The organism is Kitasatospora sp. NPDC059812 (assembly GCF_042732075.1).
Taxonomy (GTDB): Bacteria; Actinomycetota; Actinomycetes; order Streptomycetales; family Streptomycetaceae; genus Kitasatospora.
Genome location: NZ_JBHWIO010000072.1, coordinates 1 through 26,616, shown reverse-complemented (window position 1 = coordinate 26,616; position 26,616 = coordinate 1). Strand labels below are relative to the sequence as shown.

General features: G+C 73.8%; 20 protein-coding genes and 1 tRNA gene. 10 read left to right on the top strand and 11 right to left on the bottom strand.

From position 1 onward, the window contains the following. Positions 1 to 115 precede the first annotated feature (115 nt). The gene (locus tag ACFV6D_RS28945) at positions 116 to 850 is read right to left on the bottom strand and encodes a chitinase (RefSeq protein ID WP_380342915.1); all 735 of its coding nucleotides are present in this window, start codon (positions 848 to 850) and stop codon (positions 116 to 118) included. 310 nt (positions 851 to 1,160) lie between these two features. Here ACFV6D_RS28945 and ACFV6D_RS28940 point away from each other — a divergent pair, with 310 nt between their 5' ends. Beyond that, complete coding sequence (locus ACFV6D_RS28940) at positions 1,161 to 3,074, top strand: hypothetical protein (RefSeq protein ID WP_380342912.1); 1,914 nt, start codon at positions 1,161 to 1,163, stop codon at positions 3,072 to 3,074. 49 nt (positions 3,075 to 3,123) lie between these two features. Here the strand turns inward: ACFV6D_RS28940 and ACFV6D_RS28935 are convergent, their stop codons facing one another. Next, a complete protein-coding gene (locus tag ACFV6D_RS28935; protein ID WP_380561685.1) occupies positions 3,124 to 3,381 on the bottom strand; it encodes a DUF6011 domain-containing protein in 258 nt (85 codons plus the stop codon). 125 nt (positions 3,382 to 3,506) lie between these two features. Beyond that, positions 3,507 to 5,072, bottom strand: coding sequence for an MFS transporter (locus tag ACFV6D_RS28930; protein WP_380561697.1), 1,566 nt, complete (start codon positions 5,070 to 5,072; stop codon positions 3,507 to 3,509). Between the two features lie 262 nt (positions 5,073 to 5,334). On the opposite strand from ACFV6D_RS28930, the gene ACFV6D_RS28925 reads away from it, so the two are divergent. Beyond that, entirely contained in the window at positions 5,335 to 6,330 is a 996-nt protein-coding gene (locus tag ACFV6D_RS28925; RefSeq protein ID WP_380342906.1) for an Lrp/AsnC family transcriptional regulator, read from the top strand. Between the two features lie 105 nt (positions 6,331 to 6,435). Next, the gene (locus ACFV6D_RS28920) at positions 6,436 to 7,203 is read left to right on the top strand and encodes a TetR/AcrR family transcriptional regulator (RefSeq protein WP_363371620.1); all 768 of its coding nucleotides are present in this window, start codon (positions 6,436 to 6,438) and stop codon (positions 7,201 to 7,203) included. Here ACFV6D_RS28920 and ACFV6D_RS28915 read toward each other — a convergent pair. Further along, on the bottom strand, positions 7,190 to 7,531 hold the full coding sequence (locus ACFV6D_RS28915) for a helix-turn-helix domain-containing protein (protein WP_063351188.1): 342 nt from the start codon (positions 7,529 to 7,531) through the stop codon (positions 7,190 to 7,192). The two genes, ACFV6D_RS28920 and ACFV6D_RS28915, sit on opposite strands and share 14 nt — an antisense overlap. 205 nt (positions 7,532 to 7,736) lie before the next feature. Between ACFV6D_RS28915 and ACFV6D_RS28910 the strand changes: the two genes are divergently transcribed. Together ACFV6D_RS28910 and rarD are read left to right on the top strand one after the other, a co-directional pair. Continuing rightward, positions 7,737 to 8,585 (top strand): SDR family oxidoreductase, encoded by an 849-nt coding sequence (locus ACFV6D_RS28910; protein WP_380342902.1) that lies wholly within the window; start codon positions 7,737 to 7,739, stop codon positions 8,583 to 8,585. Between the two features lie 137 nt (positions 8,586 to 8,722). Continuing rightward, the gene (gene rarD, locus ACFV6D_RS28905; RefSeq protein WP_063348102.1) at positions 8,723 to 9,691 is read left to right on the top strand and encodes an EamA family transporter RarD; all 969 of its coding nucleotides are present in this window, start codon (positions 8,723 to 8,725) and stop codon (positions 9,689 to 9,691) included. A gap of 50 nt (positions 9,692 to 9,741) precedes the next feature. Here rarD and ACFV6D_RS28900 read toward each other — a convergent pair whose 3' ends face one another. Genes ACFV6D_RS28900 through ACFV6D_RS28890 form a run of 3 tightly spaced genes read right to left on the bottom strand, consistent with a single transcriptional unit; the run spans position 9,742 to position 13,012 of the window. Then, positions 9,742 to 10,647 carry an ABC transporter permease gene (locus tag ACFV6D_RS28900; protein WP_380342898.1) on the bottom strand — a complete coding sequence of 302 codons (906 nt, stop codon included), beginning with the start codon at positions 10,645 to 10,647 and terminating at the stop codon, positions 9,742 to 9,744. Further along, positions 10,634 to 11,704, bottom strand: coding sequence for an ABC transporter ATP-binding protein (locus ACFV6D_RS28895; RefSeq protein ID WP_380342895.1), 1,071 nt, complete (start codon positions 11,702 to 11,704; stop codon positions 10,634 to 10,636). The genes ACFV6D_RS28900 and ACFV6D_RS28895 overlap by 14 nt, the downstream gene beginning before the upstream one ends. 3 nt (positions 11,705 to 11,707) lie before the next feature. Beyond that, the gene (locus ACFV6D_RS28890) at positions 11,708 to 13,012 is read right to left on the bottom strand and encodes an outer membrane lipoprotein carrier protein LolA (protein WP_380342892.1); all 1,305 of its coding nucleotides are present in this window, start codon (positions 13,010 to 13,012) and stop codon (positions 11,708 to 11,710) included. A 182-nt stretch (positions 13,013 to 13,194) separates the two neighbouring features. On the opposite strand from ACFV6D_RS28890, the gene ACFV6D_RS28885 reads away from it, so the two are divergent. After that, positions 13,195 to 15,801, top strand: a complete 2,607-nt coding sequence (locus ACFV6D_RS28885; protein WP_380342889.1) for a bifunctional FO biosynthesis protein CofGH — start codon at positions 13,195 to 13,197, stop codon at positions 15,799 to 15,801. Between the two features lie 219 nt (positions 15,802 to 16,020). Then, on the top strand, positions 16,021 to 17,136 hold the full coding sequence (locus ACFV6D_RS28880; RefSeq protein ID WP_063348098.1) for an ADP-ribosylglycohydrolase family protein: 1,116 nt from the start codon (positions 16,021 to 16,023) through the stop codon (positions 17,134 to 17,136). A 174-nt stretch (positions 17,137 to 17,310) separates the two neighbouring features. On the opposite strand, the gene ACFV6D_RS28875 is transcribed toward ACFV6D_RS28880, so the two are convergent. The 3 genes from ACFV6D_RS28875 to ACFV6D_RS28865 form a co-directional block, all read right to left on the bottom strand. Beyond that, positions 17,311 to 17,520, bottom strand: coding sequence for a DUF397 domain-containing protein (locus ACFV6D_RS28875; RefSeq protein WP_380561683.1), 210 nt, complete (start codon positions 17,518 to 17,520; stop codon positions 17,311 to 17,313). Beyond that, entirely contained in the window at positions 17,520 to 18,380 is an 861-nt protein-coding gene (locus ACFV6D_RS28870) for a helix-turn-helix transcriptional regulator (protein WP_063348096.1), read from the bottom strand. Before ACFV6D_RS28870 ends, ACFV6D_RS28875 begins: the two co-directional genes overlap by 1 nt. A 620-nt stretch (positions 18,381 to 19,000) precedes the next feature. After that, the gene (locus tag ACFV6D_RS28865; RefSeq protein ID WP_063348095.1) at positions 19,001 to 19,744 is read right to left on the bottom strand and encodes a GPP34 family phosphoprotein; all 744 of its coding nucleotides are present in this window, start codon (positions 19,742 to 19,744) and stop codon (positions 19,001 to 19,003) included. A 298-nt stretch (positions 19,745 to 20,042) separates the two neighbouring features. On the opposite strand from ACFV6D_RS28865, the gene ACFV6D_RS28860 reads away from it, so the two are divergent. After that, complete coding sequence (locus ACFV6D_RS28860; protein ID WP_380561681.1) at positions 20,043 to 22,259, top strand: hypothetical protein; 2,217 nt, start codon at positions 20,043 to 20,045, stop codon at positions 22,257 to 22,259. Positions 22,260 to 22,396: 137 nt separating this feature from the next. Here the strand turns inward: ACFV6D_RS28860 and ACFV6D_RS28855 are convergent, their stop codons facing one another. Next, on the bottom strand, positions 22,397 to 23,929 hold the full coding sequence (locus ACFV6D_RS28855; protein WP_380491750.1) for a glycosyltransferase family 39 protein: 1,533 nt from the start codon (positions 23,927 to 23,929) through the stop codon (positions 22,397 to 22,399). Positions 23,930 to 24,698: 769 nt separating this feature from the next. Between ACFV6D_RS28855 and ACFV6D_RS28850 the strand changes: the two genes are divergently transcribed. Then, the gene (locus ACFV6D_RS28850; protein ID WP_380561679.1) at positions 24,699 to 26,144 is read left to right on the top strand and encodes a hypothetical protein; all 1,446 of its coding nucleotides are present in this window, start codon (positions 24,699 to 24,701) and stop codon (positions 26,142 to 26,144) included. Between the two features lie 289 nt (positions 26,145 to 26,433). After that, positions 26,434 to 26,509 (top strand) — tRNA-Arg (locus ACFV6D_RS28845). The last annotated feature ends 107 nt before the right edge of the window (positions 26,510 to 26,616 follow it).

The window sequence follows — 26,616 nt, the reverse complement described above, 5'->3', positions numbered from 1 at the left end:
CGCCAGGGCGCGGTGGCGCCGCCGCCGCGGGCCCCGCCCCCCCCGCCCCCGCCCCCCCCCCGCCGCGCGGCCGCCTCGCCCGCGCCCCCCCCCCCCCCCCCCACGCCGCCGCCCGTCAGCAGGAGATGTTGCCGCCGCCGACGTCGGTGCCGAGGACGCCGACGAACTTCTTGTAGAGGTTGATGCGGTCGTTGCGCTCGTCCGGGTTCTTGCCGTTGCACTCCAGGTCGCCGTTGATGCTGCGGATGGTCTCGCCGAAGCCCTTGCCGTTGACGATGGCGTCGTGCGCGGTCATCGTCCCGGCGCCCTTCTGGGAGTTCCAGAACCAGAGGCCGGTCTTCCAGGAGACGGCCGGGTCCTTCTCGGCCAGGTAGGGGTTGTTCAGCAGGTCGATGTGCAGGGCGTCGCCCGCCGCCTTGTAGTTGAAGTTCCAGCTGATCTGGAGCGGGCCGCGCCCGTAGTAGGCGCTCTTGCCGGCGGGACAGCCGTAGGGCTGCGAGGTGTCGCAGTAGTGCGGGTAGTTGGCGGTGTTCTGCTCGACGACGTACTTCAGGCCGCCGGTCTCGTGGCTGACGTTGGCGAGGAACGCCGCGGCCTCGCGCTTGCGGGTGGCGTCGTTGCCCGTGGTGGTGAACCCGGGGTAGGCGCTGAGGGCGTCGGTCAGGCCGCGGTAGGTGTAGAAGGAGTTCCGGCTCGGGAACATCTGGTTGAACTGGGCCTCGCTGACCACGAACGAGGCGGCGGCCGCCGGTGTGGCGTGCCCGGTGAGCGCGGTGGTGCCCAGGGCGACGGTGCTCAGGACGGCGGCCGAGGCGGCCATGGACAGGGTGCGGGAGAGCTTCATCGTCACTTCTCGCTTGTCGTCGGGGTGGGGGCGCTTCTGGGGCGCTTCGGTGGCGCTTCGGGATGCTCCGAGGGGTGCTCCGGCGGGTGCTTCGGGAGCGAAGCGCCGGGGAACATCGTGGTGCGCCGATTCCGGGAAAAGGCGCCGACCAGCACCCAAACCACTCGTTCGGGGTGTATCCGGCCCAGAAGGTGAGCGCGATTCAGGCCAATTCCAGCTCGTCCGACACACCGACAGATTGATCATCCGGTCATCAGATACGCGGGATAGCCTCGTCCGCGCACATGGCAGACACCGCGAACGGGGGGACGACCACATGGGGCACGCCGACGACGAGGGTGACGAGCGGCTGGCGGCGGAGGGCGAGGTGGCGGTGGCCCGGTTGGCGATCGACTCCGGGGACCTCCCGCACGCCGCCGACCACCTGGCCGACGCGATCCTCGCCGACCCCCAGCTGCCCGAACTGCACGAGGCGCTGGCCGAGTTGTGCGCCGCCGCCGGAGGCCCGGCCGCCGCCCGCGACCTGTTCCCGCTGGACGGCCAGGTCTACCTGGGCACCGTCGCCTGCCGGGCCCACGTCGAGGCCGCCGCCGGGGACTGGGACACCGCCGTCGGCCTGCTCGCCTCCGCGATCCAGTACGAGCCCGCGAGACCCTGGGCGCACGCCGCCTGGCTCGCCCGCGAGGACCTGCCCGCCCTCGTCGACCCGGACGCCGTCGCCCAGGCGGTGGCCCGGGCCAGCGGCGGACTGCCCGACCCGCTGCCCCCCGAACTCGCCGGAGCCGTCCAGCCGTTCGAGGACTTCGTCCAGTCCGTGGTGGCCCGCCACGGCGACCACGCGCTGCTGCTCGCGATGGCCTCCGGCCTCACCCGCCGCCTCGGCGCCACCGACCGCGCCGTCGAACTCGCCGAACTGGCCCACCTGCTGGCCCCCGGCTACCTGCCGTCCGTGATGCTCGGCAACGCCCTGCGCGCGCACGGCCGGCCGGAACGGGCGCTCGCCGTCTGGGAGGCCGAACTGGCCCGGGTCGAACCGGAGCGGGACAACTCCAGCAGCTACCTCGCCGTCGACGTCGCCGAGTTGTACGGCGCCCTCGGCCGCCCCGCCGACGGCCTGCCCTGGCTGGACCGCGTGCTCGCCACCGAACCCGACCACCCCAAGGCGGCCCCCGCCCGGTACGGCCTGCGGCACGCCGCCGACGGCGACCCCGCCCACCTGCTCGCCCTGGCCGACCACCACCGCGCCCACCCCGACCACGAGTACGCCCAGGACCTGCTGGAACGCCTCAGCCACCGGGAACCCTGGCTCGGCATGGTCTCCGGCGCCACCGAGGCGACCGTCAACGTGCTGCACCAGGTGCTCGCCGCCCCCGGCACCACCCGCGACAGCGAGATCGAGTGCAGCGCCTCCGCCGTGGAACCGCCCAGCTCCCTGCTGGCCGTCCGCCTCGCCCTGCCGCGCTCCACCGTCGCCTACCAGTCCGTCGCCGAGCCCGACCCCCGGCTGCCGCTGGCCGAACCGGCCACCCGGATCTGGGCCTGGGACGGCACCGACCCGCGCCCGGCCGTCGCCCCGCCCGCGCCGGACAGCGCCGAACTCGTCCGGGCCACCGCCGAGATCGTCTGGGCGACCGTCCCCGCCGCCTACGACCACGCCGTCCGGCTGGCCGGGCTGCCCCTCGACGACCTGCTCGGCGCGCTCGTCCACCCGCCGATGCCCCGGGAGGACGACCTCGGCCGGGCCCTGCTCGCCCACCAGCCCGAACTGTGGGTGCGGGCCGTCCAGGTCTTCGCCTGCCTCGGCATCGCCCACCACCGCACCGACCAGCCGTGGGAGGACTCCGAGCGCCGCCGCGTACTGGTCGACCTGCTGCTCGGACCCGAGGACTGGGTGGTCGAGGCGGCCGGCTTCGCCCTCGTCGCGATCGGCTGGACGCACCCCGAGACCCGCGCCGACATCGCCGACCGGCTCCGGCAGCGGCTGCACTACAGCGCCCGGGCCCGCCGCACCCGCGTGGTGACCGTCCTGCGCTCGCTCGCCGCGCTGGCGCTCACCGCGCCCTGGCTGCCCCGGGCCGACCTCGACCTGGCCCGGCGGATGATCGAGCGGGCCGAGGCCCAGGAAGCCAGGGAAGCCGGGGCCGCGCGAGAAGCCCAGGAAGCCAAGCAGATCGAGGAGCAGCCGGAACCCCGCCCCGGCCTCCTGCGCCGCCTCTTCCGGCGCGCCTGACGGGCGCTACACCAGAGGCCGGCGAGCGACGCCCGTCACCCGGTGCCTGTCACCCGATGCCCGGCAGCGGATCCTGGTCGACGTCGAAGCGCGTGACCCGCTCCGCCGGATCGCGGCACTCCGGTCCGAGCCGCAGGATCCGCGACTCCGGGTCGTGCAACGGGCGGTGGCAGCGGCGGCAGGTGACGCGGGGGCGGATGGTCTCGGGGGTGTCGGTGCCCGGGATCGGGTCCGGGCCGCCACCGCTCGGGCTGCCACCGGTCGAGCCGCCGCCACTCGGGCCGTTGCTGGTCGGGACGCTGGTCATGGGGAGACGGTAGCCCGGCCTCGGGGAACATCGGTACAGCGGTCGGCGCCGAGATCGATCATGGTCGGCCGGCGCACCGGCTGGGGGCTCCGCCGGGGTTCGCGGAAAGATCGCCGGGCGGGTCCTCAGGCCGGCTGCGCCGCAACCGGGACCGCAACCGGGACCGCGGCCTGCTCCGCTTCCGGCACCGGCCGTCCCGGACCCGCCGCCCTCGGTGCCGCGCTCGACGGGCTCTTCAGCAGCAGGGCGCAGGCCAGCGCGGCCAGCAGGGCGAGGCCGGCGGAGACCAGCAGGCACAGCCGCATGCCGTCCAGGAAGGAGTTGCTCAGCGCGGTCAGGGCCTGTCCCGTGGCGGGGCCGAGGTCGAGTCCGGCGACGGCGCCCAGGCCGTGTTCGCGGGCGGCGTCCAGGACACGCGCGCCGGTCTGGGCCGGGACGCCGGCGTTCGCGAGCTGTTCGGGCAGGGCGTTCAGGGCACGGGTGGTGAGCAGCGCGCCGAGGACGGCGGGGCCGAGCGCGGCGCCGACCTGGCGGATCGCGTTGTTGCCGGCCGCGGCCATCCCGGCCAGGTGGAAGGGAACGGCGGAGACCGCGGAGGCGGTCATCGGGGTGAGCACCGCGCCCATGCCGAGTCCGAGCAGTACCAGCCGCCAGGTCAGCGCCGCGTAGGAGGTGTGGGCGTCGACGCCGGTCATGGCGAACATCGCGGCGGCGATCAGCACCAGCCCGGAGGTGATCAGCACCCTCGGCGGGATCCGGTGCATCAGCCGTCCGACAGGGAGGCCGGCCACCAGCGAGGTGCCGGACACCAGCACCATCCGCAGTGCCGCCTGCATGGTGCTCAGGTGCTGGACCAGGCCGAAGTACAGGCTGAGCACGAAGAAGAAGCCGATCAGGCCGAGGAAGCTGACCACGGCCACCAGCGCGGTGGCGGTGAACGCGGGGCTGCGGAACAGCGCCAGGTCCAGCATCGGGCCGGCACTGCGGAGTTCCACCAGGACGAAGGCTCCGGCGGCGACCGCGCCGAGCGTCAGCGCGGTGATCACAGCGGGTTCGTCGAAGCCGTCCGCGCCGCCCTCGATGACGCCGTAGACCAGTGCGGTGACGGCGACGGCGGCGGTGATCTGGCCGGGCCAGTCGAGCCGGCGGCCGTGCGGGGCGCGCGAGTCGGGCAGCCGGAACGCGGCGACGGCCAGCAGGGCCACGGAGAGCGGTATCGGCAGCAGGAAGATCCAGCGCCAGGTGGTGTGCTCCAGCAGGGCGCCGCCGATCAGCGGGCCGACGGCGAGCGGGGCCGTCAGGCTCATCGCCCAGAAGCCGATGAACTTGCCCCGCTCGCGGTGGTCGGGCACGGCATGGCTGATCAGCGTGAGTGTGGTGGGCAGCAGGGCGGCGGCGCCGATGCCGGAGACCGCCTGCCCGACCCACAGTGCCTGCACCGAGCTGGACAGCAGCGAGATCGCGGCGCCCAGCGCACAGAAGACCATGCCGGTCTGGAAGACCTTCTTGCGGCCGTGGACATCGCCCCAGACGCCGGTGGTCAGGATCAGCGCGGCCATCGGCAGCACGAACGCGTCCGACACCCAGGACAGTTCGGAGGTCGACGCGCCCAGCGCGCGCTGGATCGCCGGCAGGCTCACCGACACGGTGGTGACGGGCAGGTAGGCGACGAAGACACCCAGGCAGGCCATGACGAGCGTGGCGGCCCGTCCGGCCCTGAGGTCCGGCGTCGTTGTGGAGTTCACGGGGTCGTTCCTTCGGCTGCTGCGGGGGAGGCCCCGCATTCTCGGAGCGCCGCCGGGAGCGTGCGCCCGCTCCCGGGGGCGACGGCCGACGGCAGCCGCCCGTGGAGCCGCCGATCAGCTTCTCCCCGAAGCGCCCGAAACCCGCAGTCGATCCCACCAAGCGTCCCGGAACCTCCGCCTGGGCGTCTGGCGATGGGACCATTCCTCCATGGCTGATGATCTGGACCGCAAAATCATCCACGGTTTGCAGTGCGCGCCCCGGGTCTCGTTCCGGCGGCTCGGGGAGGTCATCGGCGTGTCCGAACAGACTGTGGCGCGCCGCTACGCCGCCCTGCGGCGGGACGGCCTGCTGCGCGTCGTCGGACTGGGCAACCTGAACGCCGACGGCCAGGCGGAGTGGATCGTCCGGCTGCGCTGCCGACCTGATGCGGTGGCACCGCTGGCCCAGTCACTGGCCCGCCGGTCCGAGGTGGCGTACGTCGGCATCGCCTCCGGTGGCTCGGAGATCATCTGCATCATCCGGTCCCCCGCCGGAACCGACCATGACGACCTGCTGCTGCGCCAGCTGCCGCGAGCGGGCGCCGTCCTGGACGTGAACGTCGACCTGGTCGTGCGTATCTACGGCGGTCCCGGAACCGCGCCCTGGACCGACCCCGACGCCTCGCTCACCCCCGAACAGGTGCGGCGGCTGACCTCCGGCCACCCCACCCCGGCAGTGGCCTCGTCGACGCCCCTGGGCGAACAGGACCTGCCGCTGCTGCGCGCGCTCGCCGAGGACGGCCGGGCCACCCATACCCACCTGGCCGAGGTCACCGGCTGGTCCAAGCCCCGGGTCGCCCGTCGCCTGGAGGCACTGGAGGCAGCCGGCTCGCTCACGTACGACGTCGACACCCTGGCCGAGCGCCTCGGCTACCGGCTCAACGCCACCCTGTGGCTGCAGGTCGACCTACCGCGGCTGCACCAGGTCGGCGAGGAGGTCGGCGGCCACCACGAGTGCGCGTTCGTCGCCGCGATCAGCGGACGCCACAACCTGATGGCCGTGGTCGCCTGCCGGGACACCCCCGACTTCTACCGTTACCTCACCGGCCGCCTGGCCCACGTCGAGGGCATCCGCGGCTACGAGATCAGCGTCCGGGTGAGCCGGCTCAAGCAGTCCGCCTCGCTCGTCCACCACGGGCGGCTGATCCACCCGGCGCTCGTATGACGCCGGCACCGGGCCGCCGGACCGCTGAGCGACCGGCCGTCGGTCCGTCGAGCTGTCGGCCGTCGGGCCGTCGAGCTGTCGGCGGGGCCGTGAAAAGATCCCCCCATGGCCACGGACCGCAGCAGCGCAGGAGATCCGGCGCGCACCCTCGCCCTGCTCTGGGGGCTGACCGCCGAGGAGAAGCCCGGCCGGCGCGGCCCGCGGCAGGCCCGGTCGACCGGCGAGATCGCCGCCGTGGCCATCGCCCTGGCCGACGCCGAGGGCGTGGACGCCGTCACCATGCGCCGGGTGGCGCAGGAGCTCGGGCTGTCCCCGATGGCGCTGTACACCTACGTCCCCGGCAAGGCCGAACTGCTCGACCTGATGCTGGACACCGTCTACGCGACGACGCCGCGCAGCGCCCCCGCCGACGACGGCTGGCGGGCCAGGGTCACCGCCGTCGCCGACGACAACCGGGCGCTGCACCGCGCCCACCCGTGGGTCTCGGCGGTCCCCACCAGCCGACCGCCGCTCGGCCCGGGCCTGATGGCCAAGTACGAGTACGAGCTGCGCGCCTTCGAGGGCACCGGCCTGCCCGACGTCGAGCTGGACGCGGCGCTCACCCACCTGCTGGGCTTCGTCCAGACCTGCGCCCGGATGGCCGCCGACGAGCGCGCCGCCCGGCAGGACAGCGCGATGACCGACGCGCAGTGGTGGGCCGCCAACGCCGAGCTGCTCGCCAAGGTCTTCGACGCCGAGCGCTACCCGGTCGCGGCCCGGGTGGGCGCCGCCGCCGGCGAGGCGCACGGCGGCGCGTACGACCCGGACCACGCGTACGCCTTCGGCCTGGCCCGCGTGCTGGACGGGCTGGCGGCCCTGATCAGCGAGCGCTAGGCCGGGCGTCGTACTCCGCGCGGGCGGCCTCGACGGCGGGGACCCGCTGCTCGGACCAGTGCGCGAGGGCGGCGACCAGCTCGGCGGCCTCCCGGCCGAGCGGGGTGAGGCTGTAGTCGACCCGGGGCGGGATCACCGGGTGGGCCTCGCGGTGCACGAAGCCGTCGCGTTCCAGCGTCTGCAGGGTCTGCGCGAGCATCTTCTCGCTGACGCCGGAGACCCGGCGGCGCAGTTCGCTGAAGCGGTAGCCGCGCTCGCGCAGCGCGCCGAGCACGAGGACGCCCCAGCGGCTGGTGACGTGCTCCAGCACGCCCCGGGACGGGCACATGCGGTCGAACACGTCGGCCGGCGGCAGCTCGCGCACCGGGACGGCCGGGCGGCCTTCCTCCAGGGTCTTCATGACTGTCCTGCCATTACCTTCATGTCAGTACCGTACTTTGAAGTGCGTACTTTCGAAAGGTTAGTGCAGTCCCTAGGGTGAGTTTCGAGGCAGGAACCCCATCGAGGCCCAAACCCACCCGAGGAGCATCCCCATGTACGTCGTCACCGGTGCCACCGGCCAGCTCGGCCGTCTCGTCGTCGAGGGCCTGCTGGCCGCCGTCCCCGCGAGCGAGGTGGCGGTCGCCGTCCGCTCCGCCGAGAAGGCCGCCGACCTGGCCGCGCGCGGGGTGGCCGTCCGCGTGGTCGACTACGACGACCCGGCGTCCCTGGCCGGCGCCTTCGCGGCCGGCGACCGGGTGCTGCTGATCTCGGGCAGCGAGGTCGGCCGCCGGATCCCGCAGCACCGCGCGGTGGTCGACGCGGCCCGTGCGGCCGACGTCGCGCTGTTCGCCTACACCAGCGCGCCGGGCGCGGCGACCTTCCGGCTGGCCGACGAGCACAAGGCGACGGAGGAGCTGATCCGCGAGTCCGGCCTGCCGTCCGTCCTGCTGCGCAACGGCTGGTACACCGAGAACTACCTGGGCGACGCGGCCGGCACGGTCGCGCGCGGCGTGGTGCTCGGCAGCGCCGGGGACGGCCGGGTGGCCACCGCCCCGCGCAAGGACTACGCGGACGCGGCGGTCGCCGTCCTCCTCGGCGAGGGCCACGAGGGCCGGGTGTACGAGCTGAGCGGCGACGCCGCGTGGAGCCTGGCGGAGCTGGCGGCCGAGCTGGCGCTGGTCTCCGGGCAGCCGGTCGCGCACCAGGACGTGGCGCCGGCGGAGCACCTCGCGGCGCTGGTCGGCGCGGGCCTGCCGGAGGGCTTCGCCGAGGTGCTGGTGGACGTGGACGCGGGCATCGCCCGCGGCGAGCTGGCCGGCACCCCGGGTGACCTGGCCCGGCTGATCGGCCGCCCGACCGTCCCGCTGGCCGAGTCGGTCCGCACCGCGCTCCAGGCCTGAGGCGCTCCGGGCCGGCGATGAGCCCCGCGTTTCCCGAGGTCAGCGATGTCATGACCAAAATGCGGAAACGGAGATGACAGCCTGCCCCTCCGCCAGCTACCGTCACCTCGACACACGCGCGCGGAGGGCAGGCGGCCATGCCACAGACAACCCAGCAGGACAGCGGTCGAGGCCTCTGGTACGGCGTCGCGGCCTACGGCATCTGGGGCCTCTTCCCCCTGTTCTGGCCACTGCTGGAGCCCGGCGCCGCCGACGACATCCTGGCCAACCGGATGGTCTGGTCCCTGGTCGCCGTGGTGCTGCTGCTGATCGCCCAGCGGCACTGGAGCTGGATACGCCCGCTGCTGCGCCAGCCCCGCCGGCTCGCCATGCTGGCCGGCGCGGCCACGGTGATCTCGATCAACTGGGGCGTCTACATCTGGGGCGTCAACGCCGGGCACGTCGTCGAGACCAGCCTCGGCTACTTCATCAACCCGCTGGTCACCATCGGTTTCGGTGTCCTGGTGCTCAAGGAGCGGCTGCGGACGGCGCAGTGGGCGGCGGTCGGCGTCGGCGCGGCCGCCGTCGCGGTGCTCAGCGTCGCGTACGGGCGGCTGCCGTGGATCGCGCTCACCCTGGCGCTCTCCTTCGCCACGTACGGGCTGCTGAAGAAGAAGGTCGGGCTGAGCGGGCTGGAGAGCCTGGCGGCGGAGAGCGCCTTCATGTTCCCGTTCGCGCTCGGCTACCTGGTCTACCTGGAGGTCAGCGGGCGCGGCACCTTCGGCCACACGGTGGCCGGCTCGTACGGCTGGGGGCACTCCGGGCTGCTGCTGCTCAGCGGGGTGATCACCGCGATCCCGCTGCTGTTCTTCGGCGCGGCGGCCGTGCGGGTGCCGCTGACCGTGCTCGGGCTGCTGCAGTACCTGGCGCCGGTGTTCCAGTTCCTGATCGGCGTGGCGGTGTTCCACGAGTCGATGCCGCCCGCCCGCTGGGCCGGCTTCGGCCTGGTCTGGCTGGCGCTCGCGGTGCTCACCTGGGACGCGCTGCGCCAGGTGCGGGCCGACCGCGCGGGGCGGGCCGCGGCCGTGCCGCAACCCGCCCCCGCGAAGGCGGCCGTCAGGCGCTGATCCGCCCCCGCTGATCCGCCCCTTCTGATCCGCCCCCGCCGACGCGGCGGTCAGACGCTGATGTCCCGGCTGGTGAAGCGGGACCAGGCCGCCGCGCCGAACACGGCGACGTAGGCGGCCTGGAGGCCGAGGTCCTTCCACACGCCGTCCCAGTACATCGGCTGGCGCAGAAGGTCCGCGAAGCTGAGCCAGTAATGGGTGAACAGGAACGGCCTGACGGCGTCCAACTGCGGGAAGGCGTCCAGGATCTGCACGGTGACCACCAGCCCGACGGTCGCGGCCATCGCCGCGATGCCGCTGCCGGTGAGCGTGGAGACGAACAGCCCGATCGCCACCAGCCCCGCCAGCGAGGCCGCCACCACCCCGGCCACGAGCACCGCCCGCAGCAGCGCGTCGCCGAAGCCGATGGTGTCGCCGGAGATCAGCGTCACCTCGCCGAGCGGGAACAGCGCGGCGCCGGTGGCCAGCGCCGCCGCCGCGACCGCCACGGTCGCGGCCAGGCAGAACACCAGCCCGGCGGTGAACTTGGCGGCCAGCAGCCGGGTGCGCCCGGCCGGGGCGACCAGCAGGTAGCGCAGCGTCCCGGTGGCCGCCTCGCCGGCGACCGAGTCCCCGGCGACCACGCCGACCGTCATCGGCAGGAACACCGGCAGCGCGACCGCGAGGGCGGTGAAGACCAGGAACAGGCCGTTCTGGGTGGTCTGCGCGATGAAGTTCACCCCGCCGCCGCCCTCGTGCGGGCTGCCCGTGTTGAGCTTGACGACCACGCCGATCAGGATCGGCAGCACCGCCAGGATCCCCAGCAGCACCTTGGTGCGCATCCGGCGGAAGGTCAGGTGCAGTTCGTTGCGGAACAGCGCCAGGAACCCGGCCGCCGTCTGCGGCCTCCGCCCGGCCCGGACCGGCAGCGTCCCGGCCTGTGACATCTCAGCCCGCGACAGCTCAGCCTGCGACATCGAAGCCCTCCCCGGTCAGCGCCACGAAGGCGTCCTCCAACGTGCCCCGCTCCAGCCCGAACCCGTGCACCCGCACCCCGGCCTCGACCAGCGCCGCGCACAGCTTCGGCAACGCCTCCTCGGCCGGGGAGCCGAGCGCGCCGAGCGCGGCGAGATCGCCGTCCACCCGCCCGTCGCCGGGCAGCAGGGAGCCGACCCGGTGGGCCGCCAGCACCTCCACGGCGTGCGCCACGTCCGGCGTGCGGACCACCAGCCGGCCCTGCGCGCGGGCGGCCAGTTCGGCGACGGTGCCCTGCACCACCAGCCGGCCCCGGGACATCACCGCCGCGTGCGTGCAGACCTGCTCGATCTCGTCCAGCAGGTGCGAGGAGAGGAACACCGTGGTCCCCTCCGCCGCGACCTCCCGCACCAGCGCCCGGATCTCGCGCATGCCCTGCGGGTCCAGCCCGTTGGTGGGCTCGTCCAGCACCAGCAACTCGCGCGGCTGGAGCAGCGCCGACGCCAGGCCGAGCCGCTGCTTCATGCCCAGCGAGTACGCGCGGGCCTTCTTGGCCGCCGCGGCGCTCAGCCCGACCCGTTCCAACGCCGTCTCGACGCGCAGGCGCCGGGTACGGGGGTCGGCGGTCGGGTCGGCGGCGTCGAACCGCACCAGGTTGTCCCGCCCGGAGAGGAAGCCGTACAGCGCCGGGCCCTCGATCAGCGCGCCCACCCGGGGCAGCACGGAGGCGACGGACTGCGGCATCGGCTCGCCGAGGACGGTGGCCACGCCGGAGGTGGGGGCGATCAGGCCCATCAGCATCCGGATGGTGGTGGTCTTGCCGGAGCCGTTCGGGCCGAGGAAGCCGAAGACGGAGCCGCGCGGCACGCTCAGGTCCAGGCCGTCTACGGCGAGCTGGCCGCCCCGGAAGCGCTTGGTCAGGCCGCGGGTCCTGATCACGTCGTCGGGCCCGGGGGAGGAGGGGGAGGAGGAGGTGGAAGGCGCGGGGCCCGGGCGCTGCTCGGCGCCCGGACCCACGGCCGACTCCGTAACGTCCCCCGTTACGGGAGCCTTCGTCATCCGTCAGTTCACCCCGGCGGCGTGCTGGAGCACCGGCAGGGTCACCGCGCCGGCGAACACCCGGCCGTCGTCGGTGACCAGGACGTTCACCACCTTGGTGCTGATCAGCGTGCCGCCGCCGACCGGCTTGCCGAGCGACTTCACCAGCGCCTGCGGGTTCAGCGCCGCGCCCCGGCCGCCGTGCTTGCCGCCCTTGCCGCCGTCCTGCGGCACGTCGACGGCGCCGACGGGCAGCTGCGCCGAGACCACGGTCGTCCAGCCCTCGCCGATCACGTTCACGCCGCCGTGGTCCTGGCCCGAGGCGTCCCGACCGGCCTTGCCCCCGGGCGCGGAACCCTGCGGCGCGGAACCCTTGGGCGCGAAACCCTGCGGCACCTCACCCTTGGCGCCCTCGTCGGCCTTGTGCTCCGTCACCTTGGCGCCCTTGGGCACGGTGAAGTCGAAGGTCTTGGCGGCCGGCTTGGCGAAGGACACGTCGGTGAAGTGGACGTCCAGCACGGTGGAGCCGTCGACGCCCTTGACCACCACCGAGAGCGGCACCCCGTTGTCGGCGGCGACCGCGATCCGGACCTCGGCGACGGTCGAACCGGACTGCGCGGGCTTGACGCTCAGCTGGTACGCCTTCTGCCCGGCCACGTTGGCGGTGCCAGCCACGGTGACCGACGTGGTGTCCGCGCTCGCGGTCAGGAACTGCCGGGCGGCCTCCTGCGGGGTCGTCGGCACCCCGGTCAGCGGCGCCCCGGCGTGCTTGCCGGCCGTGTCGGAGTGCTGGGCGGCCGCCTGGCCGGTCAGGCGTACGGCGGTGTTGGTCGAACTGTCCCAGGCCCAGGCCTGGTCGCCGTTGTGGACGACGGTGTAGCCGGCCATGTCCTCCAGCAGGTCGACCCGCTGGCGGTCCGGGCCGTCCACCGCGACCCGCAGCGTCTGGTCGCCGCCGAGCAGGCCGAGCAGCTTGGCCTGCGGGTCGGCCGAGGAGGATCCCTGGCCGCCGCCGCGCCCGGCCGCCGCGCCGAGCCCGCCGGCCGCGGCGCCCAGCAGCTGGCTGGGCAGGCCGAGGTCGGTGGAGACGGACACCGTGCCGGAGAGGGCCTGCGCGTCGGAGCCGAGCACCTTGGCCACCAGCTGCTCCGGCGTCAGCGAGGGAAGGTCGGGCGGGGCGTCGGCCGCCAGCGCGGGCACCAGCCCGACCCCGGCGGCGATCACCGCGGCCACCGTCAGCGGTACCCCGGCCCGCACCAGCATGCGCCGCCGTGAGCGGTACGGCACGCCGCCGTCCACGTTGTCCCCCGCCGCCGTGTCATTGGTCATGGCGTCCTCAACTCCTCTACGAACACGAGCGATTGGCTGTGCCCTTCCATTAGAGGCCCGCACCCCGCCCCCGTCATCGCCCTGCGGGTCCAGTTCGGGGTAAACCTCACGGGTACATCGACCCTGAGACGCCCTCAGGGTTGGCTACTCCGAACGTACGAGACCTGGCGTAGGGTCGCGCCATGGACGGAACCGCCATGGACGCAAGCAACCCCCCGACCGCTAACGCGATGCGGCGCGCCCTGCGCCGCGCCCGGGACGGCGTCGCCCTGGACGTCACCGAGACCGCGGTGCTGCTCCAGGCCAGAGGTGAGGACCTGAACGACCTGTGTGCGAGCGCCGCCCGGGTCCGCGACGCGGGGCTGGCGGCGGCCGGGCGGCCCGGCGTCATCACCTACTCCAAGAGCGTCTTCATCCCGCTCACCCGGCTCTGCCGCGACAAGTGCCACTACTGCACCTTCGTCACCGTCCCCGGCAAGCTGCGCCGGGCCGGCCACGGGATGTTCATGTCCCCCGACGAGGTGCTGGACATCGCCCGGCGCGGCGCCGAACTCGGCTGCAAGGAAGCCCTGATCACCCTCGGCGACAAGCCCGAGGACCGCTGGCCCGAGGCCCGCGAGTGGCTCGACGCGCACGGGTACGACGACACCATCGCCTACGTGCGGGCGATGTCGATCCGCATCCTGGAGGAGACCGGCCTGCTCCCGCACCTCAACCCCGGGGTGCTCGGCTGGACGGACTTCCAGCGGCTCAAGCCCGTCTCCGCCTCCATGGGCATGATGCTGGAGACCACCGCCACCCGGCTGTGGAGCGAGCCCGGCGGCCCGCACTTCGGCTCGCCGGACAAGGAACCGGCCGTCCGGCTGCGGGTGCTGGAGGACGCCGGGCGCAGCTCCGTCCCCTTCACCAGCGGCCTGCTGATCGGCATCGGCGAGACGTACCAGGAGCGCGCGGAGTCGCTGTTCGCGCTGCGCAAGGTCTCCCGGGCCTACCACGGCGTCCAGGAGCTGATCCTGCAGAACTTCCGCGCCAAGCCGGACACGGCGATGCGCGGCATGCCCGACGCCGAACTGGACGAGCTGGTCGCCACCGTGGCGGTGGCCCGGCACGTGATGGGCCCGGCGGCCTGCCTGCAAGCGCCGCCGAACCTGGTGGACGGCGAGTACGGGCGGCTGATCGCGGCCGGCGTCGACGACTGGGGCGGCGTCTCCCCGCTCACCCCCGACCACGTCAACCCCGAACGCCCGTGGCCGCAGATCGAGCGGCTCGCCGAGCGCTCCGCGGCCGCCGGCTTCGAACTGCGCGAACGCCTCGCCGTCTACCCCGAGTACGTGCGGCGCGGCGAGCCCTGGCTGGACCCGCGGGTGCTGCCGCACGTGCGCGCCCTCGCCGACCCGGAGACCGGGCTGGCGAACCCGGACGCGGTGGTCCGCGGCCTGCCCTGGCAGGAGCCCGAGGACCTGCCCGTCTCGTACGGGCGGACCGACCTGCACGCCACCATCGACACCGACGGCCGCACCGGCGACCGCCGGGCCGACTTCGAGGACGTCTACGGCGACTGGGAGGTGCTGCGCGAGCAGGTGCTCGCCGAGGGCGCGCCCGAGCGGCTGGTCGGCGACCTGCGCGAGGCGCTGGCGGTGGCCGCCGACGACCCGACGCGGCTCACCGACGACCAGGCGCTGGCGCTGTTCCACGCGGACGGCCCGGCCCTGGACGCGCTCTGCCGGATCGCCGACGACGTCCGCCGGGACACCGTCGGGGAGGACGTCACCTACTGCGTCACCCGGAACATCAACTTCACCAACGTCTGCTACACCGGCTGCCGCTTCTGCGCGTTCGCCCAGCGCCGCACCGACGCCGACGCCTACACCCTGTCGCTGGAGCAGGTCGCCGACCGGGCCGCGCAGGCCTGGGAGGTCGGCGCCACCGAGGTCTGCATGCAGGGCGGCATCCACCCGGACCTGCCCGGCACCGCCTACTTCGACATCGCCCGCGCGGTGAAGGAGCGGGTGCCCGGCATCCACGTGCACGCCTTCTCGCCGATGGAGGTGGTCAACGGCGCGACCCGCACCGGGCTGTCCATCCGCGACTGGCTCCAGCGGGCCAAGGAGAACGGCCTGGACAGCATCCCGGGCACGGCGGCCGAGATCCTGGACGACGAGGTCCGCTGGGTGCTCACCAAGGGCAAGCTGCCGGCCGCCACCTGGGTCGAAGTGGTCACCACCGCGCACGAACTGGGCATCCGCTCCTCGTCCACCATGATGTACGGGCACGTGGACACCCCGAAGCACTGGCTCGGGCACCTGCGGCTGCTCGCCGAGATCCAGCAGCGCTCCCTGGAGGCCAACGGCACCGGCGGCTTCACCGAGTTCGTGACCCTGCCGTTCATCCACACCAACGCGCCGGTCTACCTGGCCGGCATCGCCCGGCCCGGCCCGACCGCCCGGGACAACCGCGCGGTGATCGCGATGGCCCGGCTGCTGCTGCACCCGCACATCCCCAACATCCAGACCAGCTGGGTCAAGCTGGGCGCGGAGGGCGCCGCCGAGATGCTCCGCTCGGGCGCCAACGACCTGGGCGGCACGCTGATGGAGGAGACCATCTCGCGGATGGCCGGCTCGGCGTACGGGAGTTACAAGTCGGTGCGCGACCTCCAGGCGATCGCCGAGGCGGCGGGCCGCCCGCACCGCCAGCGCACCACCACCTACGGCGAGGTGTCGGCCGAGCGCCGGGCCGCGGCGCTGGCCTCGGACGGGCACCTGCCGGAGCTGCTGCCGGTCCTGGACTGATCCCGCCACCGGCCTGCCGGTTCCCCCGGCCTCCCGGTTCCCAGGCCTCGGCCTGCCGGTTCCCCCGGCCCCGCTGCCGCCCGTACGGCGGCCGGGGCCGGGAAACCGGAGCACGAGGGACGCCCTTGATTCGCTCGGGTCTTCGAATACAGTGCCAGGGCGCGCGCCGCGGCCGTGCGTCGCGCAGCCCCCTGCCCCGAGGAAAGGCGCCCCGTCGTGATGCCACTGTGGTCACGCGCCCAGCAGCAGGACTTCCGCAGCCGGGTGCGGGGCTGTCTGCTCGGCGGTGCCATCGGCGACGCGCTCGGCGCCGGCGTCGAGTTCGAGCAGCTGGAGAAGATCCGGGCCCAGCACGGCCCGCAGGGCGTCACCGGCTACGTCCCCGCGTACGGGCGCACCGGCGCCGTCACCGACGACACCCAGCTCACCCTGTTCACCGTCGACGGCCTGATCCGCGCCCACATCCGGCGCGACACCGGCAGCTGGCACCCGCCCACCGACCTGCACCTGGCCTACCTGCGCTGGGCCGCCACCCAGCGCGACTGGGGCCCCGACGAGCGCCGCCCCGACCTCGGCTGGCTCGGCCGCGAGGAGTGGCTGTACGCCCAGCGCGCCCCCGGCCAAGGCTGCCTGTCCGCCCTGACCGGGGCCGACGCCGAGCACCTCGGCACCGTGGAGCGGCCCAAGAACCCGCACTCCAAGGCCTGCGGCACGGTCGTGCGGGCGGCGCCGTTCGGCCTGCTCACCAGCTGGGAGCCGGGCCTGGTCTTCCAACTCGCGGTGGAGTGCGCGGTGCTCACCCACGGCCACCCCACCGGCTACCTCGCGGCGGGCGCGCTCGCGGTGATCGTCCAGAGCGTGGCCCGCGGCGGCACCCTGGAGGAGGGCGTCCACCTCGCCCTGGCGCTGCTCTCCGAAAGGCAGGCGCACGAGGAGACCACCGCCGCGCTGCGGGCCGCGCTGGACGCGGTCCGGGCCGGCGAGCCGTCCGCCGACCGGGTGGAGGCGCTGGGGGAGGGCTGGGTCGCCGAGGAGGCGCTGGCGATCGGGGTCTACTGCGCGCTGGTCGCGCACGACGTGCGCTCGGGCCTGCTGCTCGCCGTCAACCACTCCGGGGACAGCGACTCCACCGGCGCGGTCTGCGGGAGCCTGCTCGGGGTGCTGCACGGTGACACTGCGCTGCCGTCGGGGCTGGTGGCCGGGCTGGAGGGGCGGGGCGCCATCCTCGAACTCGCCGACGACTTCGTGCTGGAGCTGATGCACGGCACCGAACTGCACGATCCGCGCACCCCGGAGGGGCTGACCTGGTCCGAGCGGTACCCGGTGGTGCGCTGAACGGTCCGGGCGGGAAGGCAGCTCGGGAGGAAAAGAGGAAAAGCAGTTCGGGCGGGAACGACAGTTGCCCGTAGCGTCGGCCGCCGGCGAGGGCGAAGGCCACTGCTACGGGCAACTGGTCCGAGCTCGGATTCGCACCGGGGGCGCGGGGCCGGGTCGGCGGCCGCCGCAAGGTCAGTGGCGGCCGAACACCCCGGTGGCCGCAGCACTCGCGAACGCGGTCCAGGCCTCGGCGGAGAAGCACAGCTGAGGCCCCTGAGGGTCCTTGGAGTCCCGTACCGCCACCGCCCCCGTGGCCGGCGTGGTGATCTCCACACAGGCTCCGTTGCCGCCGCTGTGGCTGCTCTTCCGCCAGCGGGTTCCGTGCTCGGAGGTGGTGCTCATCAGTGGTATCCCTCTTCAATCTCAGCTATCAGTGTCCGGCTCTCCGCCACGCCGAGTGCCGCCGCACGCAGGTAGTCGTACAGACCGGTATAGCGGCGCACGTCCGCCTCCTTCTCCAGGTAGAGATCGCTCGTCACCCCTTCGAAGTAGACAACCGTGGAATCGGCTGACTCGGGGAACTCCAGCAGGGAGAATGTCCCGGTCATACCGGGGTGGGCCCCGGCCGAGAACGGGATCACCTGGATGGTGATGTTCGGGTGCTGGCTCAGCTCCATCATGTGCTTGAGCTGCTCGGCCATCACCTCGCGACTGCCGACCTCGCGGCGCAGCACCGCCTCGTCTATGACGGTCCACAGGCTGCCGAGCTGGTTCTCGCCCCGGATGCGGTCCTGGCGCTTCATCCGGACCTGCACCCGGCGCTGCACGGCGAGCGCGTCGGTGTCCGGCTGGGTGCCCTCCACGACGGCCTGCGCGTACTGCTCGGTCTGCAACAGGCCCGGGACGAAGGAGGATTCGTACGCGCGGATCGAGGAGGCCTCGGCCTCCAGCCCGATGTAGACGCTGTACGGGGTCGGCATGTCGTTGAAGTCGTGCCACCAGCCGCGCTGGCGCGACTCCTTGGCCATCTCCATGAGGCTGGCGCGCATCTGCTCGTCGTTCACGAGATAGACGTCGCAGAGGTCGCGCACGTCGCGCTGGCTGATGCTGCGGCGGCCGTTCTCCAGTCGGCTGATCTTCGACTGGGAGACCATCAGCCGGCCCGCCACCTCCTCCGCCGTCATCCCGAGGCCCTCGCGGAGTTTTCGCAGCTCCGAGCCCAGGCGCCGACGGCGCACGGTGGGATTGATGCTCGTCGACACATCGACCTCCGGCCGGACCTCTGGTGATCGTTGGATCGGCAGCCCTCGGAACACTTCGGACATTGGGACCAACCCCCCTGACTTGGAGCAGCATGTCACCTTGGGCCACGTCGGCGTCAGGGAATCACAGCAGCGCAGTAGAACAGATCGTCGGAAAAGCACTTCTGTGAGACGGCGAGGGCCTTCGAGTGGTAATGCGGCTCAGCGGCTCGAACCGGTACGGGCTAAGGATGTGCTCCCCGGCGGCGCAGGTGCCAGTGGCACGTGCGAAGGCAGGACCGCCGGGCTCCCCGGACGGGCCTCGGAGGGCCTTCGGGGACGGCAGAGGGGCGGTCGCCGGGCGACTTCCGTCGCGGGGCGACCGCCCCTCCGTGCTCCTGGTGGTGCGGGTGCTGCTTCGGTGGTGCGTCGGGTCCTTCAGCGCCGTTGCTCAGCGCCGTCGGGCGGCGTGAACGGGGCGGCGCGCGCCGTCGGGGGTGCCGCCGGGCCCGCCGTGCCCCGTCGTGCCGTCGTGCCCCGTCGTGCCCGCTGTCACGGGCCGTACGGGCGGTGCGGGCCGCACGTGCCGCGCAGGCCGTACGGCGATCGGTGCGGCGTCCCGCGCGCCCGGGTGGTCCCGGTCAGCGGACGCCGACCCGTGAGGCGGCGACCCGACCGGAGCCCCGGCCCGCCGCGCGGGCGCCGGAACGCCCGGCGCCGGTCCCGGCCCCGGAACCCTGGGAAGAACGGTTCTGCTGCGCCGGCAGGCCGTTCTGCACGTCCATCACGGCGTGCGCGACCATCCCGCCCAGCGGGTCGTACCGGATCAGGTCGCGCAGCCGCGACCGCGAGGACCGGCCCTCGTTGCCCGGATACAGGTGCTTGCCCAGGCCCACGGAATGGGCCAGGGCCGCCAGTGCGGCCGTCCGCGGGTCCGGCGGCACGCCGGTGCGGATGGCGGTGTCCAGCCGCTGTTTGATCGCGGCGTTGGTGCAGTCGTCCGACGCCTGATAACGGGTCGTCGGCAGCACCCCGCACACCTGGCCCGGCACGGCCGTGACCATGCCGCAGCGCTCCAGGTGCGCCAGGTAGGTCTGCCGCAGCCCCAGCCGGGGCCCGCCGATCCAGTGCGCCGCGCGGACCGGACTGCCGCGTCGGCGCAGCAGTTCCAGTGCGTGGTCCAAGGTCGGGTCGCCGGTCGGCCGTGCGAGCACGACAGCGATCCGGTCTCCCTCCGGTACGATCCGTCCGGCCAGGGACAGCTCGACGAGCTGGGCCCCGGCGAGTCCGAGGTCGAGGGTCTGCGGCTGCGCCGTGGTACCCGTGGTCGGGTCCAAAGCGAGCAGCAAGAGTTCCTCGGGAACAGTTCTGCGGCTCTTGCCCATCCAAGCCTCCCCGCGTGGATGAGAGACAGGGTGACGCCTCTCACACGGGCTTGTCGAGTACGCCTCCGAATCGTGACCTTGCGGTGGAGGCGGGGAACCGGGGGCCGCGGGCCCGGCGTCTGACCGGTGAACAGACCGCAGTACGCCCGTGCGACGGCAATAAGCGCCGGTCGGGCGGGGTGTGCGCAGCCGGATCGGCCGGCGGTGGCGGAGACTGTACAGGTACACGGGGCGGGGCGTCGGCTTCCCGAAATCGGGTCTGCCGGTGCCCCGCCGGGCGTTGAGGAGGCTGGGATACGTGGGCGAGTCCCCCGACAGGGTGCTGAGGGACGGCGAGCGGGCGCAGGAGCGCGAACGCGAGCGGACCGGGACGGCCGCCGGCGCGGGCCCGGACCCGGACGGTGCTCCGGACGGCAACGCGAACGGCACCCGGGAGGCCGGGACCGGCCCCGGCGACGCGCCGGCGGCGGGGGCCAATCGCGGCTCGACCGTACAGCTCCGTGTCCGGGATGTGGACAGCAAGACCACGATGCTGCGGCTGCCGGTGGACAGTGCGACCACCGCGCTGCGGCTGCCCGAGGAGCTGACCAAGCCCGCCGATGGCGGAAGTTCCGAGGGTGAGGCCGAGGAGGCGGAGGCCGCGACGGCCGCCGACGGCGAGGAGAAGGCGGCCGGGCGGCCGACCGGAACCGACCCGCGTCTCACGATGCGGACGGCTGCGGCGGGCGTGGGAGCCGTGGCGGGGAGTGCGGAGAAGGACGCGGAGAAGGGGGCGGGGGAGGCCGGCGAGAAGGCCGCCTCCGAGGGCGACACGCCCGGGGCCGCCGCGCCCGCCGAGGCCGCCACGCCCGCCGCGCCCGAGAGCGACGAACCCGACGAGGCGGCAGCCGAGCCGGCCAAGCCCGAGGCGCCGGAGGACCCCAGGCTTCCGCGCGCCGCCATGGCCTCCGCCTCCGCGTCCGGCACCGTGCCGGAGCCCCCGGCACCGACCCCGGTGCCCGAGCCCTCCCCGCTCCCGGAGCCGGTGCCCGAGCCGCACCCGGCGCCCAAGCCCCTCCCCGAACCCGAGCCGCAGCCCGGTCCGGAGCCGCTGCCGAAGCCGGCCCCTGCCCCCGTGCCCGGCCCCACCCCGGCCCCCGAGCCGCTGCCCACCCCCGACCCGCGGCCGGTGCCGCCCGTCCCGCCGCTGCCGAAGCCCGAGCCGCTGCCCCTCCCGGAGCCGCCGCCCGCGCCGGAGAACACCGCCGAGGCGATGGAGGTCCTGGCGACCCTCAACGCGCGCCCGGTCTCGCCGCTGCGCCGCGCGCTCAAGCGGATCACCATCTGGACGGCCTTCCTCGCCGTGGTGCTCGGTGCGGCGGTGGTGGCCCAGCTGCTGCGCCCGCTGCCGGACGCCAAGGTGCGGATGTCCGCCGCGGGCAGCTTCAGCTTCGCCGGCGACCCGCTCGACCTCGCCTGGCCGGCCAAGGGCCAGTCCGCCGCCGAGGTGGTCGGCGTCGGCAGCCTCGGCAGCTCCGGGCAGGAGACGCCGTCCGCGATCGCCAGCGTCACCAAGGTGATGAACGCCTACCTGATCCTGCAGAAGTTCCCGCTGAAGAAGGGGGAGAGCGGCCCGAAGATCACCGTGGACAAGCAGGCCGCGCAGGAGTCCGGCAACGTCGACGAGTCCCGGGTCACCCTCACCGAGGGCCAGGTGCTCACCGAGTACCAGGCGCTGGAACTGCTGATGCTGCCCTCGGCCAACAACGTGGCCCGGTTGCTCGCCCGCTTCCACTCCGGCTCCGAGGAAGCGTTCGTCAAGCTGATGAACGAGACGTCGGCCAAGTTCGGCATGACCAACACCACCTACGCCGACCCGGCGGGCTTCCTCGCGGACACCAAGTCCACCGCCAAGGACCAGCTGAAGCTGGCCGAGCAGGTCATGCAGGACGAGATCTTCCGGCAGATCGTCTCCACCCCGGAGACCAGCCTCAACAACGCGAAGATCTCCAACACCAACAACCTGATCAACCCGAAGACCGGGGTCATCGGCGTCAAGACCGGCTCCAGCACCCCGGCCGGCGGCTGCCTGATGTGGGCCGCCTACAAGGAGATCGGCGGTGTGAAGCGGCTGATCATCGGCGTCACCCTGGGCCAGCAGGCCACCTCGCCCAACCCCGGCGACGGCATCCTGCCGACCGTGCTCAAGGTCAGCGGCAAGCAGATCCAGGCCGCGCAGGGCGGCCTGACGGGCCAGACCGTGGTGAAGAAGGGCGACGTCGTCGGCACCGTGGACGACGGCCTCGGCGGCAAGGTCCAGGTCGTCGCGACCAAGGACCTCGTGGTGGCCGGCTTCCCGGGCATCACCGGCACGGTCACCCTGGACGCGGCCAAGCTCGGCCACACCGCGAAGGCCGGCCAGGAGGTCGGCCTGCTGCGGGTGGGCGCGGGCGACGACAAGACGGAGGTCCCGGTGGCCCTCCAGTCCGACCTGAACCCGCCGTCCATCCAGTCCCGGCTGATGCGCACGCTCTGAGCCCGCGACGACGGAGGGGGAGCCGGTTCGCCCGGCTCCCCCTCCGTCGTGTTCCCGTGTGTTCCGGGTGATGCTCGTCAGCCGTCGCGTGTTCCAGGGCCGTCCCGTCAGTCGCCGCGCGCTCCGGGTCCCGCTCGTCAGTTGTCGCGGTCGAGCAGCGCGACCGTGAACCCGCCGAGCGGCGTGACCTGGTCGGGCGCCCCGTACTGCGTGCGGAGAGCCTGCGCCTGGTCCTCCGGCATGGTGGTCAGCGGGTCCTCGGTGTCCCCGAGGACCAGCAGCCAGATCCGCGCCGCCTGCCCCAGGCAGGCCTCCGGCTGCGGGCACGGCGTCGGCGACAGCTCCTCCGCGTCGTCGGCGCTCTGCGCGACGAACACCGGGTACGGGTGGACGTCCGACGGCAGGTAGTAGCTGACGCCCGGCCACACCATCGCCCAGGCCTGGTTGCCCAGCGGGGCCGCCATCCCGTCCCCGGACCGGTAGCCCGCGGCGATCACCCCGGCCGCCGCCCGGAACGGCTCCTCCGACCCGTTGTGCGAGCCCACGTAGCGCACTGCGGGCTGCTTCGGCAGGGCGGCCACGGCCGGGACGGCGAGCAGTCCCAGCGCCAGCAGTCCGACCGCCGCCCTGGCCGGTCCCGGAGCACGGAAACGTTTCGCCCAGGCCGCCGCGACGCCGTACACCGCGCCGACCCCGCCCCCGGCCAGCACCGCCCACGCGGGCACCGTGAACAGCAGGTACCGCTCGATGAAGTACGAGGTGCCGCCCTGCGACACCACCCACACGCCCGCCACCGGCAGCCCCGCGAGCAGCAGCGCCTGCCCGGCCTGCACCCGCCGGCCCGGCAGCAGCAGCACCGGCAGCGCCAGCAGCACGAAGGCGTAGAACACCGTGTGCGAGCCGAACAGGTGCTGGCCGAAGTGCACCAGGCCCCCGAGGTTCGGCTTCTCGATCCAGCCCAGCTGCCGGTCCGACTGCCGGCTGCCCAGCAGCACCACCGGCAGCACCGGCACCGCCGCCACCCCCACCGCCACCGGGTACTGCCACAGCAGCCGCCGCTCCGCCGCCCCGCGCGTGCGCCACAGGTGCAGCAGCACCAGCGCGGCCTGCCCGGCCACCGTGCTGAACGAGATCAGGTGCCCGGCGCCGGCCACCGCCATCGCCGCGCAGTACGGCGCCCACCGCCGCCACGTCGGCCGCTCCAGCGCCCGCACCAGGAACCAGGTGGCCGCCGCGATCGCGAAGGTCACCAGCGCGTACGCGCGCGCCTCCTGCGCGTACCGCGACACCTCCGGCGGCACCGCGAACAGCAGCCCCGCGCCGACCGCCGCCACCCGGTTGCCGAACAGCCGCTCGGCGGTCAGCGCCACGAACGCGGCCGCCCCCGCCATCGCCAGCACGGAGGGTATTCGCAGCGCCACCACGGAGTCGCCGAACACCGCCGTCCAGCCGTGCATCAGCAGGTAGTACGCCCCGTTGCTGGCGTCCACGTGCTGGAGCAGCCGGAGCAGGTCGCCCAACGACCGGGTGGCCACCGTCCAGGTCGCCATCTCGTCCCGCCACAGCTCCGGCGTCCCCAGCCGGTACCCGCCCACCGCCAGCATCACCACCGCGGGCCACACCCACACCTGCCCCAGCAGTCGCACCACCGGGTGCCCAGCAGGTCTCATCGGGTCCTTCGTCTCCTTCGCACGGCGTGGCAAGGCGGTCGAACACTTTTCCGGCAGGCTACTTGACCCGCCCTGACCCCTCGTCGGCACCCGCACCCCGACCCGGCCCCGACCCGGCCCCGACCCGGTCCCGGCGCGGCCCCGACCACTCCTGGCCGGAACGGTCCAGGGCCACTTCCGTCCAGTCGGAGTCCCTTCCACTGCCGTTGAGCTGCGACGAAGCTGGTGACCGCCGCCAGGGAGCACCGCTCCGGGCGGCACCGGAGAGCGCGTCACCGCGGGACGCGACCACCGGATCCCACCCTCACGTCGCAGCAGGAGAGGACACCGTCATGCTCCGCACCGTCATGACCGAGGCCGCCGCGGTCGCCACCCTCGCCGTCGCCGGCCGGGCTGCCGCCGCGGCCGCCCCTTAGGTCCTGTCCGGCCTGCCGCCGCCGCGGTCGCCCCGCGACCCGGTCCGGGGCTGACGGCCCCACCACCTCGCCCCGGCCTCGCCGGGCCCCACCGACCGGCTGCTCCTGCGGGGCGGCCGTCCCGCCGGGCCCGCTCCCGGGGCAGGCGGATCCGAGCGCCGCACCCCGGCCTCGCCGAGCGCCGCACCCCGGCGCCCCGCACCAGCGCGTCGAACCGCCGCCAGGCCGGCTGCTCCCGCAGGGCAGCCGACCGGAATCCGCGCGCCGCGTGAGCCGCCCGTCACCGTCGGGCCCCGGGCACCTCGAAGCCGGGCCCAGCCGCCAACCCCGTCCACCACGTCCGGAGGTCCGCCATGTCCGCCAACCGTTCGAAGCTCGCCAACGTCGCCCTCGCCGGGGCCCTCGCCCTCGGTGCGGTCGTCTCCACCGTCTCGCTGACCGCACCGGCGCAGGCCGTCGGCACCTCGTCCGTCAACGGCTCGATCACCCGCTCCGAGATCATCGCCCGGGCCCAGAACTGGGTCGACCAGGCGGTGCCGTACAGCCAGAGCCTGTGGCACAGCGACAGCAACGGCTCCTACCGGCAGGACTGCTCCGGCCTGGTCTCGATGGCCTGGCACCTCGGCTCCAGCCGGGTCACCTCCACCCTCGACGACATCTCCACCCAGCTCGGCAGCCTCGACGACCTGCAGCCCGGCGACATGATCGACAACATCAGCACGCACGTCGTGCTGTTCGCCGGCTGGACCGACGGCAGCCACAACACCGCCGTGGTCTACGAGGAGCCGCGGCCGGGCCTGACCGCCCGCAAGATCAACTACTCGCGCAGCTCCCTGGTCAGCGGCGGCTTCAAGCCCTTCCGCTACGACAAGACCGTCGACAGCGCCCCGCTGCCGCCGAAGCAGACGCCCGTGGGCTGGGGCGCCCAGGTGGTGGTGAACGGCGGCGGCAACGTCTTCCACACCACCCGTTCCTCCAACGGGAGCTGGACCGGCTTCGGGAACGTGGAGAGCGCCGCGGGCGACATCGGCGGCGTCCAGTCCATCGCGGACGCCGGCATCAACGGCGACACCTACCTGCTCGCCGTCGGCGGCGACGGGAACATCTACCACACCATCCGTCACTCCGGCGGCAACTGGGACCGCTTCACCGACATCGGCCCGCAGACCAACAGGCTGGGCAACGTCACCAAGGTCTCCGCGGTCTCGATCGGCGGTGACCTGCACGTCGTCGCCGTCGCCGACGGCAGGCTCTTCCACACCGCCCGGCTCGCGAACGGCACCTGGCTGCGGTTCGGCGACATCACCCCGGCGGGCGGCGCCGTGACCAGCGCCTCGGTCGCGAGCGTCAACGGCGAACTCCAGGTCGTGACGGTCTCGGGCGGCACGGTCTACCACGCCATCCGCGCCGTCAGCGGCTCCTGGTCGGGTTGGGGCAATGTCTACGACGCCGCCGGGAACGTCGGCCCCGCCCAGGACGTGGCGGTCGCCGGCACCGGCGCCGACGCGCAGATCGTCGTGGTGAACAACAACGGCCAACAGTTCCACGGTGTCCGCTACGGCAACGGCACGTGGCAGCCGTTCGCCGAGCTCGCCCCCGTGATCGGCTCGTTCACCGCCAACCGGGTCAGCGCCGCCAACATCGACGGCGAGTTCCAGGCCGTCTTCATCACCAACGACGACCGGATCATGCACACCATCCGCGACGGCTCCGGCAGCTGGGACCCGGCGGCCCCGATCCAGCTGAACGGCGTGAGCGGCAACCACTACGCCGTCTCCATCGGCGGCACCTACAACTGACCGCCCTTGCCCGCCGGTTCCACCCGCCGGCCCACCGCTGCCCCGCCGCGGTGGGTCGGCCCCTTGCCGCAGCCGAGCACCGCCCCCGGCCCGGCGAGCAGCCGTCACCGCCCGCCCCGACGCCCCGTCGCAGCCCTGAGGGCGGCACGCCCGGGCCCGCCATCGGCAAGATCGCGAAGCCGCCGCCCGGGCGCCGCCCGACCCGCTACACTGAGCCGGTAGCGGCTTGCCCTCGGGCCGGCCGCCCCGGATCCGCCTACGGGATGCAGTCGCTCCCCGGCGGATCCTCGCCTCAGTAGCTCAGGGGATAGAGCACGGCTCTCCTAAAGCCGGTGTCGCAGGTTCGAATCCTGCCTGGGGCACCACCACGCGTGGCCGCAGGCCCCCGCCCCCCACGGCGGGGGGCTGCGGGGTTTCCCGGGCCGGGCGGGATCGGGGCCTGGCCGGCTCAGACCAGGGCGAAGTGCGCGCG

Excerpts from the sequence above, each read along its gene's own strand:
- ACFV6D_RS28940 (WP_380342912.1), top strand. The coding sequence starts at position 1,161 with ATGGGGCACGCCGACGACGAGGGTGACGAGCGGCTGGCGGCGGAGGGC.
- ACFV6D_RS28935 (WP_380561685.1), bottom strand. The coding sequence starts at position 3,381 with ATGACCAGCGTCCCGACCAGCAACGGCCCGAGTGGCGGCGGCTCGACC.
- ACFV6D_RS28930 (WP_380561697.1), bottom strand. The coding sequence starts at position 5,072 with ATGGCCTGCCTGGGTGTCTTCGTCGCCTACCTGCCCGTCACCACCGTG.
- ACFV6D_RS28925 (WP_380342906.1), top strand. The coding sequence starts at position 5,335 with ATGGCTGATGATCTGGACCGCAAAATCATCCACGGTTTGCAGTGCGCG.
- ACFV6D_RS28920 (WP_363371620.1), top strand. The coding sequence starts at position 6,436 with ATGGCCACGGACCGCAGCAGCGCAGGAGATCCGGCGCGCACCCTCGCC.
- ACFV6D_RS28915 (WP_063351188.1), bottom strand. The coding sequence starts at position 7,531 with ATGTGCCCGTCCCGGGGCGTGCTGGAGCACGTCACCAGCCGCTGGGGC.
- ACFV6D_RS28910 (WP_380342902.1), top strand. The coding sequence starts at position 7,737 with ATGTACGTCGTCACCGGTGCCACCGGCCAGCTCGGCCGTCTCGTCGTC.
- rarD (WP_063348102.1), top strand. The coding sequence starts at position 8,723 with ATGCCACAGACAACCCAGCAGGACAGCGGTCGAGGCCTCTGGTACGGC.
- ACFV6D_RS28900 (WP_380342898.1), bottom strand. The coding sequence starts at position 10,647 with ATGTCGCAGGCTGAGCTGTCGCGGGCTGAGATGTCACAGGCCGGGACG.
- ACFV6D_RS28895 (WP_380342895.1), bottom strand. The coding sequence starts at position 11,704 with ATGACGAAGGCTCCCGTAACGGGGGACGTTACGGAGTCGGCCGTGGGT.
- ACFV6D_RS28890 (WP_380342892.1), bottom strand. The coding sequence starts at position 13,012 with ATGACCAATGACACGGCGGCGGGGGACAACGTGGACGGCGGCGTGCCG.
- ACFV6D_RS28885 (WP_380342889.1), top strand. The coding sequence starts at position 13,195 with ATGGACGGAACCGCCATGGACGCAAGCAACCCCCCGACCGCTAACGCG.
- ACFV6D_RS28880 (WP_063348098.1), top strand. The coding sequence starts at position 16,021 with ATGCCACTGTGGTCACGCGCCCAGCAGCAGGACTTCCGCAGCCGGGTG.
- ACFV6D_RS28875 (WP_380561683.1), bottom strand. The coding sequence starts at position 17,520 with ATGAGCACCACCTCCGAGCACGGAACCCGCTGGCGGAAGAGCAGCCAC.
- ACFV6D_RS28865 (WP_063348095.1), bottom strand. The coding sequence starts at position 19,744 with ATGGGCAAGAGCCGCAGAACTGTTCCCGAGGAACTCTTGCTGCTCGCT.
- ACFV6D_RS28855 (WP_380491750.1), bottom strand. The coding sequence starts at position 23,929 with ATGAGACCTGCTGGGCACCCGGTGGTGCGACTGCTGGGGCAGGTGTGG.
- ACFV6D_RS28850 (WP_380561679.1), top strand. The coding sequence starts at position 24,699 with ATGTCCGCCAACCGTTCGAAGCTCGCCAACGTCGCCCTCGCCGGGGCC.